General features: G+C 57.6%; 11 protein-coding genes. 1 reads left to right on the forward strand and 10 read right to left on the reverse strand.

What is annotated here, in order from left to right; genetic code table 11:
• Positions 1-42: 42 nt before the first annotated feature.
• From GOV80_RS07205 to GOV80_RS07240, 8 genes are all read right to left on the reverse strand, one after another.
• Positions 43-1641, reverse strand: a complete 1599-nt coding sequence (locus GOV80_RS07205) for a GMC family oxidoreductase (protein WP_170783540.1) — start codon at positions 1639-1641, stop codon at positions 43-45.
• Positions 1641-3146 (reverse strand): aldehyde dehydrogenase family protein, encoded by a 1506-nt coding sequence (locus GOV80_RS07210; RefSeq protein WP_237215691.1) that lies wholly within the window; start codon positions 3144-3146, stop codon positions 1641-1643. The genes GOV80_RS07205 and GOV80_RS07210 overlap by 1 nt, the downstream gene beginning before the upstream one ends.
• A 23-nt stretch (positions 3147-3169) precedes the next feature.
• Positions 3170-3727 (reverse strand): hypothetical protein, encoded by a 558-nt coding sequence (locus GOV80_RS07215; RefSeq protein ID WP_170772211.1) that lies wholly within the window; start codon positions 3725-3727, stop codon positions 3170-3172.
• Positions 3728-3747: 20 nt separating this feature from the next.
• Positions 3748-4785 carry a zinc-dependent alcohol dehydrogenase gene (locus GOV80_RS07220; protein WP_214647974.1) on the reverse strand — a complete coding sequence of 346 codons (1038 nt, stop codon included), beginning with the start codon at positions 4783-4785 and terminating at the stop codon, positions 3748-3750.
• Positions 4782-5723, reverse strand: coding sequence for an ABC transporter permease (locus GOV80_RS07225; RefSeq protein WP_170772214.1), 942 nt, complete (start codon positions 5721-5723; stop codon positions 4782-4784). The genes GOV80_RS07220 and GOV80_RS07225 overlap by 4 nt, the downstream gene beginning before the upstream one ends.
• Positions 5724-5733: 10 nt before the next feature.
• Entirely contained in the window at positions 5734-7242 is a 1509-nt protein-coding gene (locus GOV80_RS07230; protein WP_170783542.1) for a sugar ABC transporter ATP-binding protein, read from the reverse strand.
• Between the two features lie 10 nt (positions 7243-7252).
• The gene (locus tag GOV80_RS07235; RefSeq protein ID WP_170772218.1) at positions 7253-8218 is read right to left on the reverse strand and encodes an ABC transporter permease; all 966 of its coding nucleotides are present in this window, start codon (positions 8216-8218) and stop codon (positions 7253-7255) included.
• An 89-nt stretch (positions 8219-8307) separates the two neighbouring features.
• On the reverse strand, positions 8308-9414 hold the full coding sequence (locus tag GOV80_RS07240) for a sugar ABC transporter substrate-binding protein (protein ID WP_170783544.1): 1107 nt from the start codon (positions 9412-9414) through the stop codon (positions 8308-8310).
• A gap of 277 nt (positions 9415-9691) precedes the next feature.
• On the opposite strand from GOV80_RS07240, the gene GOV80_RS07245 reads away from it, so the two are divergent.
• Entirely contained in the window at positions 9692-10333 is a 642-nt protein-coding gene (locus tag GOV80_RS07245; protein WP_170783546.1) for a TetR/AcrR family transcriptional regulator, read from the forward strand.
• Between the two features lie 146 nt (positions 10334-10479).
• Here GOV80_RS07245 and phnY read toward each other — a convergent pair whose 3' ends face one another.
• Positions 10480-11922, reverse strand: coding sequence for a phosphonoacetaldehyde dehydrogenase (gene phnY / locus GOV80_RS07250; protein WP_237215693.1), 1443 nt, complete (start codon positions 11920-11922; stop codon positions 10480-10482).
• 18 nt (positions 11923-11940) lie between these two features.
• Positions 11941-13185 carry a phosphonoacetate hydrolase gene (phnA, locus tag GOV80_RS07255; RefSeq protein WP_170783550.1) on the reverse strand — a complete coding sequence of 415 codons (1245 nt, stop codon included), beginning with the start codon at positions 13183-13185 and terminating at the stop codon, positions 11941-11943.
• Positions 13186-13197: the final 12 nt, after the last annotated feature.

A 13197-nucleotide genomic window follows, 5' to 3' on the forward strand; every position in this document is an offset into this window, starting at 1 on the left:
TGCCGGGATACGGCACCGCCAGTTTGGGGAACGCTTTCAAGTTCAGTGATTGCCCCGGATCATGTCCGATGCTTTTTCGGCCATCATGATTGTCGGTGCGTTGGTGTTTGATCCGATCAGGCTGGGCATCGCCGAGCTATCGCAGATTCGCAGCCCATCAACCCCGCGCACCCGCATTTGCGGATCGACCACCGCCATCTCATCCACACCCATTTTGCAAGTACATGTTGGGTGATAGGAGGTACGGCCATATTGGCGGGCATAGGCTTCGTATTCGGCCTGTGTTTTCACGTTGTCACCGGGGAAGTGAATTTTGCGGATGTAGTTTTGAAGGCTTTTCTGCCGAAAAATATCGACGCTGTGCTTCACTCCTTCGACCGAGATTTTCAGATCATCCGGGTGACCCAGGAAATTGGGATCGACCAGCGGCATATCCTCGACCTTGTTCGAACGTAGACGTACGGTGCCGCGCGCCTTGGGACGGACAGTATACGAATTCAGCGTAATGCCCGAACTGCCCTTGGGCACACTGGGAACCCCGGCCTCGGCACCGGCCCCCGCAAGGAAATGAAATTGCAGATCCGGCACCGTGGCCGTGTCGTCTCCATACCAGAACGCCCCGCCTTCAACCACGTTCGAAGTAACAGGCCCTGAGCCGAACAGGTAATACTGTATTCCAGCCCAGGCCGCCCAATGGGGCTTGTTGTATTTGTCCAAACTATAGTGCCCGTTCAGTTCGGCCACGATATCGATGCCGAAATGGTCGTTCAGGTTCTCACCCACACCGGGCAAGTCTTGTTTCACCTCGATCCCGTGCTCGCGCAGATGCGCGGCGGGGCCGACACCCGACAACATCATCAGCTTGGGTGTTCCAATAGCGCCCGAAGTGATCAGCACCTCCTGATCCGCCGATGCCGTCTCAACCTGTCCGCCCTGATCGAATTCAACACCGGTCGCCCGGCCATTTTCGATGACAATCCGATGCACCTGACACCCAGTTTTGACCGTCAGGTTCCCGCGCGACATCGCAGGTTTCAGATATCCTACAGCAGCCGAGCAGCGTTTCGCATTCCAAGTGGTCGTCTGGTAAACGCCTGCACCTTCTTGAACCGCCCCGTTGAAATCCGGGTTATAAGGGATGCCCGCCTCTTGGCACGAGCGTACAAAGGCGCGGGTCATCTCTTGCGGGTCTGGGATGTTGGACACACCCAAAAGCCCTTCGGTCCCGTGCCAGTCTCCGGACAGGATCGCATTGCGTTCGGAGCGAATGAAGTATTTCTGGATATCCTTGAAGGCCCAGCCCTCGCACCCTTCCTCATTGGCCCAACGGTCATAATCGACCGGGTTGCCGCGCGTGAACACCTCGGCATTGATCGAGCTTCCACCACCGATCACCCGGCCCTGAGCATAGGGGATTTCGCGATTGTTGGCGTTGACTTGCGGGACGGTGTTAAAACCCCAGGTATGCGGCCCGTCCGTCATCTTGGCAAAGCCCACAGGCATGTGGATCAACGGGTGATTGTCCTTTCCGCCCGCCTCCAGCAGCAGCACCTTGACGGCGCCGTCTTCGGTCAGGCGATTGGCCAAAACACAGCCCGCTGATCCGCCACCAACGATGATATAGTCAAATCCGATTGCCATTACTCTACCCAATGTGACCGTTTGCCGATCTCGACATGGATCGACTTGATCTGCGTATATTCCTCGACGCCATGCATCCCGGCCTCGCGGCCCCAACCAGAAGCCTTGAATCCGCCAATCGGCAGTTCGGGTCCCCCAGCCAGGGTTGTGTTGACCCAGAACCGTCCCGCCTGAACACGGCGAGAAATCGTCAGCGCCTTGTCGATATTCTTGGTCCAGACACTTGCCGCCAGACCGTATTCAGTATCGTTGGCAATCGAGATCGCTTCGTCAATCGTGTCGAAAGGGATGACGACCAGAACCGGTCCAAAAATCTCTTCCCGCGCGATGGCCATGTCGTTGGTCGCATTGGTGAAGATGACCGGGTCGATATATTGCCCACCCGCGATTTCGGGCGTTCCGCCCCCGATCAGCAGGGTCGCGCCCTCTTCCTGACCCTTGGCGATGTAGGACAGGATGGTGCGGTTCTGCGCGTCTGTCGTGATCGCGCCCGCCTGGGTGCGCTCGTCCAACGGATCGCCCACGCGGACCTTGCGCAGCTTGTCCGCGACCATGCCTGCAAACTTTTCTGCAACCGAGCGTTCAACGAGCAAGCGCGCGCCGGATACACAGCACTGGCCCGTGTTGAATGCGATGCCGAAAGCTACGCCATCGGCTGCGTCTTCTAGGTCGGCATCGGCAAAGACGATCTGAGGGTTCTTGCCCCCAAGTTCCAAGCCTAGCTTTTTGAAATTGCTCTGCCCCGACGCTGCAACGACCGATCGACCAACAGCGGTCGAGCCGGTAAAGGACAGCATATCCACATCCATGTGTTCCGCCAGCTTCTGGCCGATCACGCTGCCTGATCCGGTGACCACGTTGAACACACCATCCGGCAATCCCGCTTCCGACAGGATCTCGGCGAGCAATAAGGTCGTGGCACTGGTCACCTCGGAAGGTTTGGCAACGATCGTGCAGCCCGAAGCGAGGATATAAGGCACCCGTTCGCAAAGGATCAGGAAAGGGAAGTTCCAAGGCGTGATCAGGCCAACCACGCCAACGGGCTCGCGTGTGACAATCCCCATGGCGCCATCGCCACTGTTGTTAAAGCTGTCACCGTGCAGAGCCCGCGCCAAACCTGCTGCAAATTCGAACATGCCAACGCAACCGCTGACCTCGCCCCGCGCCTGGCTGATGGGTTTGCCGTTCTCCAGCGTCTCCCAATAGGCAATTTCATCGGTGCGCTGGCGGATCAACTCAGCGGCTTTAAGCAAGACCGCCGCGCGGTCGGCCCCGGACAACCCACACCACCGGCGGTCGTCGAAGGCCGTGCGGGCCGAAGCGACAATGGTGTTCAGATCGTCCTCTGTACAACGCGGAATACGTGTAACTGGCACGCCATGTCCGGGCGAAGACCGCTCGAACAGATCGCGGTCTCCGGCAGGTACCCAGCTGCCCTCCATGAAGAACCCGAACTCACGAGGTTCGGAGGGTGGCGTCAGTATCTGTGCGTTTTGGTCCATCATCTGGTCTCCGAAATAAGCGCGCGTCAGGCCGAGGCGTCCAGCCCGTCGCGGAAATCATTCCACCCGCCATCCACAGAGGACGGCGCATCATGCCATTGGTGCAGGATATCCCCGGTTGCGGGGTCCTTGTCCGGGATAGGCAGCATCATGATCCGCTTGGCGGCCGCCTGAAACATCTCGGGCGTCAGGAAGGCTTCCTGAATGTTGTCCCAGTCGCGACCCCCGGCGTAGCCGCCGACCATCATTATATCGTCGGAATGACCCACCATCTCGTGGCTGACTCCGGCGGGCATGACGATGACATCGCCCGCCTCGATCCTGACCCGGGTCCAGCCCTCGACGGACAGGTTGAACTCCATCCAGCCAATCGCGCAGCCCAGACATTCATGCGAAGTCGAGTGGAAATGGGCGTATTCATAGACACCTGGATATTCCCAATTGTTCCCCCAGCCATTGCTGCGAAACCTGGCCTTGACCGCATCCACGCCGCCACCGGGTATTGCGCCGCGATGGATCAGCAGGGGAAACCGGCTGTTTGGGATCATGCCTTCGGGTTTGGATGTGTAAACTTCTACAGTCATGTGCGCTCCTCCCATTGCGGCTAGTCTGTTAATGCTATCTGCGTCTTGAGGTCCTGCGGACGGTCGACAAAACTGTCAAAAGCGGCCTGTATCTGATCCAGTGGATAAGATGCGCCGGTAAAGTGACAGGTTTTGATCCGCCCATAGGTCAACAGCGTCAACGCGTCGTGCATATCCTGCCCCATGCCCGCGACCGAACCCTTGATCGAGTTCTCTTGTAGAATGGTTTGAAGAATATCGACAGGTAAGGTCTCACCCGCCCCGGTGATACCGAAAGCCGCGATGTGACCACCTTTGCGGATCAGGCGCGTCGCTTGTTGGTAAAGCGCAGGCAGTCCCACGCTTTCGATCACCACATCCGCACCGCGTCCATCTGTATGGTGCAGAACAGTGTCTTTCAGCTTTGTGGGGTCGCTGACACCCACGTCTGCACCGGCCTCCAGCGCCATTTTGACGCGCTCCTCGGACAGATCGGCCACGATGATCGGTGCCGCTCCTATTGTGCGAAGCAGTTGTACATGCAAGTTGCCGATAGGGCCCGCGCCGAGCACGACAACCGATTGACCGAAACTGATGTTCGCCTTGCGCGCGCAACGCACGACACAGGCCAGCGGTTCAGTCAGGGCAAGAACCCCGGCGCTTACATCACCGAGCGCAGGGATCACCAAGCGCGCGGGCACCGAGATATATTCGGCAAAAGCCCCATCCATCGTGATGCCCATTTGTTGCATATTGGGGCAGTTCAGGATCTCATTGCGGCGACACCAATAGCAGGTACCGCAACCGATATTCATATCGACCACCACAGGCGCGCCGATGGTCAGCCCCGTGACACCCTGGCCAAGCTCTGCAATCGTTCCGGTGAATTCGTGACCGGGAATCATGGGCAGGTTCTCGGCCGCGTAGTGCCCGTTGAATATGTGCATGTCCGTGCCACAGATCCCGACCCGAGAGATGCGGATCAAAACCTCGTCGCGACCTGGGACAGGACGGGGCACATCCTGAACTTCGAACTGGCCGGGTTTCACCAAAACGGCCGCTCTCATGGTTCCGGTCATTTCACGACCCTCAGCTTTGTGCGGTCGATGGTCAGTGCGATAGCCGTGATCAGGATCAGGCCAAACACCATCTGCTGCTGGGTGGCGTCCACCTCGAAATACAGCATCGAGGATCGAATTACCGCCACGATGAGTGTACCGATCAGCGTGTTGATCACCCCGCCTACTCCTCCGGTCAGTGGTGTGCCACCGACCAGAACCGCGACGATTGCCGGCAGCAGGAACCCGTTCGCCAGAGTGGGAGAGCCTCCGGAGAGTTTGACCGAGAACAGCAAGCCTGCAATCGCCGCAAGTCCACCGGACAGGGCAAAGGCCATGATCTTGATGCGGTTAACATTCAGCCCCGAGGCAACAGCAGCCGGTTCCCCTGCCCCGACAGCCTTGAGCGCGCGCCCAAAGGTGGTGCGCGACTGCAGGAACCACGCGCCCAGAACCAGCACTGCAGCAATGATCAATTCCGCGGGCAAACCAGCGACCGAGCCGGTCATCCAGCCAAAGGTCGAATCCCGCATCTCTGCATCCATGAACAAAGCCCGTTGACCCGACATGTATTGTGCGGCCGAAAAGGCGATGCCGCCCACTGCCAGGGTCGAGATAAAGGACGGCACAAATAGCCGAGTCGTCACAAAACCAGAGACAGCGCCCAGAACAATGCCGGCCAGAATACAGATCAACGCCGCGCCGATACCAAAAGTCGGCAGGGCAATTGTCGCCACAACCGTGGTCATATTGGCCACCGACTGTGCCGACAGGTCGATCCCGCCGATATAGATCGCGAAGGTCATCCCAAGCGCCATGATGAACAGCGGCACAATGTCGGCCATCATCGAAATCAGGTTCGCCGGGCGCAGAAAATTAGCATCCGCAGCCCCCACGACCAGCACAAGCGCCAGCAGCGTGATCCAGGGCAGATGGGGTTTGATGCGTTCAAAGCTCATGGGTCCGGCCTCAGATCATGTGGTGGACAAGGTCATAAAGCGACGGCTTGTCCCCTGGGCTGCAATCGAAACGTTTTTGGGCAACACCGTCTTTGAGAACGATTATGCTGTGGCTGAGGCCGATGGCCTCTTCCAGCGTATCTGCCACCAAGATGATGCCGACGCCGTCATCCGACATCTCACGCACCATGTCATAGACATCTTCCTTGGCGCCGATATCCAAACCGCGCGTCGGGTGATCCAGCAGGATGATGTCTGATCCCGCCGAGCGCCATTTGGCCAGCACCACCTTTTGCTGGTTGCCGCCCGACAGCCCGCCGCAATCCTTGTAGACATCGGGGGTTTTTATCGCCAAACGGTCGATCCATTGCTTGGCCAGAGATTTCTCCTCACCAATGCGAAGCACGCCGGAATTGGCATAGTTGCCCATCTGGCTGAGAGTCATGTTCTCATACACATTCATCCCGGCCACGATGCCTTCGACCTTGCGTTCGCGAGGGATGTAACCGACCCCATTGGCAACCCCGGCCTGCGCGTTAAACTTGGTAACCGTTTCCCCCTTGAGGGCGACGGTTCCCGAAGACGGAGTTTCCAGACCAAAAATCGTGCGCAGGATCGCCTCACGCCCCGATCCCTCTGTACCGACAAGGCACAGAACCTCTCCTGGGCGCAGGTCGAATGAAATATCGGAGTATTTTCCAGCCACAGAGACATCGTTGAAGGCTACCAACGGTTTCGCCTCGGCCTGATAGGGCTTTTGCTTTTGTTCGCGGTAATATTCCTTGTCGACGTCGCGGCCCACCATCTTGTGCTGGATTGCATCCACATCGGCGTCATCATGGGCGACAACGTCCACAACCTCGCCGTCCTTCATCACATAGATACGGTCTGACAGGTCCAGAACCTCGTCCATGCGGTGGCTGACAAAGATGAAGGACGCCCGTTTGGTGAGTTCCCGCACGAGGCTGAACAGCAGCTCAACCTCTTCCTTGGCCAGCACGCTGGTCGGTTCATCCAGCAGGATGACCAGATCGCCATCGATCCGTTCTTCCAGCGTCAGAACCTTGGCCAGCTCGACCAGCTGTCGCTGTGCAAAGGACAGTTTCGAGGTCGTGGTCGCCGGGTCGATATCCAGCTTGACCTTGGCCAGTTGCTTGCGCGCGGCCTCGGCCATGGCTTTCCAGTTGATCACTCCATAGCTGACGAATTGCTGCTCGAACCCCAGAAAGATGTTTTCCATCACGGTCAGGTTGGTGATCAGGGATTGTTCCTGAAACACCATGCCGATGCCGTGATCCATCGCCTGACGCGGGTTCTGAAAGCGAACCTTGGTGCCATCGATGGTGATATCGCCGCCATCGGGCTGATAGGCGCCGTAGATGACCTTCATCAGCGTGGACTTGCCCGCGCCGTTTTCACCAACGAGGCCCACGATCTCACCGCGTCCGATCTTGAAATCCACAGATTTCAGAGCGTGGACGCCTGGGAATTTCTTGTCGACATTGATCAGTTCGTACATCTGCCCGCCCCTATTTCACGAAGGTTACGGATTTACGGTCGGTCGACAGAACCACCGCAGCGATGACCAATATGCCCAGAACACCGTCCTGCACGTAGCCGGGCAACCCGATCACAACCATGCCGTTGTTGATGACGTTGACGATCAAGACCCCGATCAGAGTGTTCCACACACCCCCGATCCCGCCCCACAGCGCGGTGCCGCCAACAACGACAGAAGTAATCGACACGAACATGAAGTTCGACCCGGTCGCGGTTTCCGCGATCCCGATCCGACCCACAGCCAACAAGGCCCCAACCGCATAGAAAATACCGGCTAGTGCAAACCCCATGATCCGCACGCGATTGACGTTCAGGCCCGAGGCATGGGCCAGTTCCTCGCCTCCGCCGACAGCGTAGAAATTCCGACCCAGCGTGGTGCGGGACTGGATGAACCAGGCGATCAGCAGGAACAGCAGCGCGACATAGCACATGATAGGAAACCCGAACCAACGCTCGGTCAGCAGGGACCGGAACAGGTCATCCTCGACTCGGATACGGTCACCGCCCGTCAACAGCAGCGCGAACCCAGTGCCAACGAAACCCATTGCAAGTGAGGCCATGAACGACGGGATTTTCAGCAGGACATGGACCAGCCCGTTCACGAATCCTATGGCCCCACCAACCAACAGCGCCAGCGGGATCGCCAGCCACGCCCACGACGCCAACGTGCCGCCCAAGGCGATAAAGGCAAAGGCAAACACCACAGCGCAAACCGACACCGTGCCCTCCATCGACAGGTCAATCGAGCCCATGATGATGATGAAGGTCACACCGATTGCGACCATCAACGCCGGTGCGGACGAAATCCCGATCCGCGCGAAATTGCGCAGCGAAAAGAAACGGGGTTCCATCATTGTGAAAAACAGGACCAGAACCAAAAGGACAATCAGGGGCGCCCATTTGATCAGAACATCCCGTGTCAGCACATTGCTCACGTGCTTTCTCCCACTGAGTGAATTGGTGGGGGTCGCTGTCGCCGCAGACCCGTGTGAGCGGGCCGGATCACGTCCGGCCCGCCATCACTTTATTTATACTGAATCTGGCCGTTCGACGTGGACCAGAAATCCTTCCAGTCATAAGTCGGGACGCTGTCCAGATATTCAGCCTTGAACGCCTGTGCGTCTTCAGGGCGGACCATGATGGTCGGGCCGTAGAATTCGCGGTGCTCGTTGGGCTCTTCGGACGGCTTGAAGTGACCGGTTGCGGCATAATAGGCCAGCGCCGCCGTGATGCCGCCACCCCAATGCGGGTTGGTAAAGACAGTGGCCAGAATCTTGCCTTCGCCGACCAGTTCAACCGCCTGCGGGTTACCGTCATAAGATACGATGGGCATATCCTCGATACCTTCCGCACGCAGCGCTTCCAGCACGCCATAAGCAATGGTGTCGTTGGCGCAGTGCACACCTTTGATGTCGTCGCCATAGCGGGTCAGGAAAGCGCTCATGACCTGATTGGCTTTCTGAGTATCCCAGTCGGCAGGCTCGGCTGCCAGCAATTCTGCGTTGGGGTAGTCTTTCAGCGCGTTGTTCAGTCCAGCCAGACGCTCGATCGCAGGGTTGTTTGACGCGATACCGCCCAGATGAACAACCCCACCGGAACCGCCCATGGCATCCAGAAGAATTCGCGCCGTCTGTTCGGCCGGGCCTTCATCGGACCAGCTCATGTGGCTGACATAGTTATCGCCGAAGTCCCAGGGGTGCAGGTCGTCGGTCTTGTTCCACAGCGTGGATACATACGCACCTGCCTCGACACAGCTTTCCACCACCGGACGCGCATTGGGCGCATCATTGGTGTCGATGGCCAATGCCAGTTCACCATTGGTTTTGGACAGCAACGCCTTGACGTCCGCCAAGGATTTCTCGGAAGAGCCCTCGTTGATCAGGTGAGTCAGGAAGTCCTTGGGCTTGCCCAGGCTTTCGACAAACGCCTCGCCGCCCGAAACGATCTCGTTCCAGTATGGGTTGGTGCGGTTGCGATAGGACCATGCAACTGTCGGGTCGGTAATAGCCGCACGCGCCATGCCCCCCAACATGCTGGAAATCGCAGCACCACCAACACCATAAGCCGATGCAAGCAACAGATTACGACGCGTGATCGTCTCTTGTTCGATGTATTTTTTGATAAATGACATTACGTCCTCCCGTTTGGATCCGCAGTCAGAAGCAAAGACACGCACGTGCCGCTCCCCCTCGGCGCAAGCTACACACCCTCTCAGGTGCGAATTTTATGCACTAACTAGTTACTTCTTTACGAGAGCATGTGTCAAGCGTTAAGAAAAGGAAACCCAGATCGCAAATTGGGCTGCGGTCGACTGCAATATTGCGCGGCTGGATGGTTTCGCTGGAACAGGATTTGAAATATTGAAGTTGCAGAGAAGCCAGTAACAAAAAGTATTGAGGACCAAGGACGTGGGCGAACCAGAAAAGAAGGGTAGAAAGCGGGATGCCCAGGCGACCAAGGCCCGAATACTAAATGCGGCCAAAAAAGAATTCGCCAAACACGGATTGGGTGGCGCGCGCGTTGACGAAATCGCCGAGCGGGCAGATGCTAACAAGCGGATGCTGTACCACTATTTCGGCAGCAAAGAGGACTTGTTCCGAACCGTTCTGGAAGAGGCCTATCTTGATATCCGCAGCGCCGAGCGCAAGCTGAACCTCGAAAGCTTGTCGCCGTCAGACGCACTGGAATCCCTGGTGCGATTTACGTGGAAATACTACCTCAAAAATCCCGAGTTCATTACTTTGGTCAACAGTGAAAACCTGCATCGCGCCCGGCATATCAAATCGCTGACCAGCTTGCAGGATTCGACCCGAGGACTTGTCGATATGGTCGAGTCGATCCTGAAGCGCGGTCAGGAAACTGGCGAATTTCGCGCGGGCATTGATGCAACCCAGCTCAACATTACGATTGCGGCTATTGGCTATTACTATCTGACCAACCGCTTTACGGGATCATTTCTGTTTCAGCGCAACATGATGGACGAGCAGGCTTTGGAAGAACGTCTGAATTTCAACGTCGAAAGCATTCTCAGGATCGTTCAGGCACCCTGAGACAGTCGATGTCGATGATCAGGCCGAACAGGAATTCAAATTGCGGTACATCCGCACGGCTGAGCGCGCCCAAACGTAGCTGACGCCCGATCGGCCAGAGTCGGGCACCAAGGTTCTGTCGTCGGCAGACAAGAACGCCTTTCAATTTACCCCGGCCAGGGCAAGGAATAGGTTTTGACGTTGGTGAAGAATTTCATCGCTTCGATAACGCCTTCTTTGACCCCGTTGCCGCTGTCCTTAATACCACCGAAGGGTGACATTTCGATGCGGTATCCGGGTTGTTCCCAGATGTTGCAGGTGCCGACGTTCAACCCGTTAATAAAAGCGATGGCGCGATTGAGGTCGTTGGTGCAAACGCCCGAGCTGAGGCCAAATTCGGTCGAGTTCGAAATGGCCATGACCTCTTCGTCGCTGTCTGGCACGCGGACGATGGGAATGATCGGGCCGAAGGTTTCCTCGATCACCAGCTCGCTGTTATGGGGCACCTTGTCTACCACGATGGGCGGCAGCAGCGCGCCTTGGCGACCAGGGTGATAGAGGATTTCTGCGCCCTCGTTCTCGGCCTGATAGACGCGATTCTCGAACAGTTCAGCAGCCTTGTCATGGATGACACAACCAAGTTCGGTATCCGGGTCCTGCGGGTCGCCAAACTTGATCTTCTTTGCCTTCTCCAGCACCAGCGGCACGAACTTATCCGCCACGCTGTCCTGCACCAGAATGCGCTTAATCGCGGTGCAGCGCTGGCCTGAATTCCCAGTTGCTCCGGCCACGGCGATAGTTGCTGCCTTATCCAGATCGGCGTCCGAGAGGTCATTCAGAACGATCAGCGGGTCATTGCCTCCCAGTTCCAGCGCCTGTCGTTTGTATACTGCTTTAGACGCAATCAACTTGCCCACCGGTACGCCGCCCGTGAAGGTTATGATGTCGATGTGGTCATTGGTGATCATCTCATCACCAATATCGTTCGGCCAGCCAGTGACCACCTGGAACATTTCGGGCGGCAGACCGGCGTCATAGAGGATATCAGCCAGCGTCAGGCACGTTAGAGGCGTCAATTCGGTCGGCTTGCACACCATGCAATTGTTGGTGGCGATTGAGGGCGCAATCTTGTGGCTGACCATGTTCAGCGGGTGATTGAAGGGCGTGATCGCGCTAATCGCATTCACCGGCTCGCGCGTTGTAAAGATCTTGCGGTCCTTGCCGTTGTGGGTCAGGTCACAGGAAAAAATCTCACCGTCATCCTTCAGTGCCTCGGCGGCGGCGAATTGATAAACGTCCTGCGCGCGCTTGGTCTCATAAATCGCGTGCTGGTGGCAGATGCCAAGCTCCAGCACCAACCACTTGGCCAGGTATTCGCGGCGCTCACCGATCAGCTCTCCGGCACGCTGCAGGATCTGGCTGCGCTCATAGCGGGTGAGTTTCGGTTTATAGGCAGCGGCAATCTCGAACGCCTTGCGGGCATGTTCGGCCTTGCCTGCGGGGACGTGGCCAACCACCTCGTTGGTGTATGGGTACAGGACTGGCACGGTCTCGTCGGTAAAGACGATCTCGCCGCCGATACGCATCCCTTCGTTTCTGATCTCGGTCATGGGCTGATCTTTCATAACTTATTGTGCCGCCGCTGTTGTGGCGTAGAAAAACGCATCAAAGTTGCGCAGATCGGGCGCGTTGCCTAGGTCAACGACCCGGTTGACGATGAAGGGCACCTCTTGCTCGGTCAAGCCGCCATGGCTGCGCAGCGGCTCTTTCAGCGCGGCCAGATCGTGACGGTCGGCCGAGGTTCCAATCGTCATATTCTCGCTCGAGATCATCACGATATCCCCAATCCGGTCGGCGGGCAGCTCAAAGCGTTTGATTGCCTCTTCCTTATCCACCACCAGGATCAACTCGTCCCTTGCGTCCAGCTTGGCCATGATCTCCGCGCGATCCGCGCCCTCGGGCAGATAAGCGGTAGCAAAGGCGCCAAGCGCGCCGTGATGGACCACATAGGGGTCAGTAATCGGCAGGATCACGCGGGCCTGACCTTCGCCCAGCCATTCATCCATCAGATCCTGCGCGTAGATCACATTGGGCTCACCCGCAGCGTTGTGCTTGGGCTTCATGCCGTGGTCCGCGGTGACGACAATGGCCGCGCCCATCTCATCCAGCTGCGCTAGGTATTTGTCGAACATGGCGAAGAAATCCAGTGCGCCCTGCTGTTCGGGGGCGAACTTGTGCTGGATGTAGTCCGTGGTCGACAGATACATGATGTCGGGCTTGAACTCTTTCAGCAGCTTGACGCCTGCGGCAAAGACGAATTCGGACAGATCCGCCGAGTATACCTCGGGCACCGGCATGCCCAGCCAAGCACTGGCATTGTCGATGCCATGCTCGGCCTTGGTAGTCTCGCCCGAACGTTCTGAAGAAAAAGCCACCGCGCGGTCTTCGTCGAATTTCAGGCCCGCGCCCAGCAGCGCGCGCAGCTTATCCTTGGCGGTGACCATGGCAACACGATAGCCCGCATCATAGAATTGCGAAAAGATGGTCGGCGCGCGCAGAAAGCGCACGTCGTTCATCATCACCTCTTCGCCGCTGTCAGGGTCGATCAGGTAGTTGCCGCAGATACCATGGACAATCGGCGGACGACCGGTGGCAATGGACAGGTTGTTGGGGTTGGTAAAGCTGGGGATCACCGAATGGGCCAGTCGGTCGGTGCCAGTCTCGCAAATACGTTTAAGTGTCGGCATCAGGCCCTTGGCAATGGCCACTTCCAGATATTCCGGCTCGCACCCGTCCAGGCAGATGGCGATGGCGGGGACTTTGGGGGACGGGTAGACGCGCTCATTCGCGGTCACGGGAGTTTGAATGGTCATAGGCGTGTCCTT

This window comes from Ruegeria lacuscaerulensis (genome assembly GCF_013034685.1).
Taxonomy (GTDB): domain Bacteria; phylum Pseudomonadota; class Alphaproteobacteria; order Rhodobacterales; family Rhodobacteraceae; genus Ruegeria; species Ruegeria lacuscaerulensis_B.

Coding starts and splice junctions, on each gene's coding strand:
- GOV80_RS07220 (WP_214647974.1), bottom strand. CDS start 4,785: ATGACCGGAACCATGAGAGCGGCCGTTTTGGTGAAACCCGGCCAGTTC.
- phnY (WP_237215693.1), bottom strand. CDS start 11,922: ATGACCGAGATCAGAAACGAAGGGATGCGTATCGGCGGCGAGATCGTC.
- GOV80_RS07225 (WP_170772214.1), bottom strand. CDS start 5,723: ATGAGCTTTGAACGCATCAAACCCCATCTGCCCTGGATCACGCTGCTG.
- GOV80_RS07240 (WP_170783544.1), bottom strand. CDS start 9,414: ATGTCATTTATCAAAAAATACATCGAACAAGAGACGATCACGCGTCGT.
- phnA (WP_170783550.1), bottom strand. CDS start 13,185: ATGACCATTCAAACTCCCGTGACCGCGAATGAGCGCGTCTACCCGTCC.
- GOV80_RS07230 (WP_170783542.1), bottom strand. CDS start 7,242: ATGTACGAACTGATCAATGTCGACAAGAAATTCCCAGGCGTCCACGCT.
- GOV80_RS07205 (WP_170783540.1), bottom strand. CDS start 1,641: ATGGCAATCGGATTTGACTATATCATCGTTGGTGGCGGATCAGCGGGC.
- GOV80_RS07215 (WP_170772211.1), bottom strand. CDS start 3,727: ATGACTGTAGAAGTTTACACATCCAAACCCGAAGGCATGATCCCAAAC.
- GOV80_RS07210 (WP_237215691.1), bottom strand. CDS start 3,146: ATGATGGACCAAAACGCACAGATACTGACGCCACCCTCCGAACCTCGT.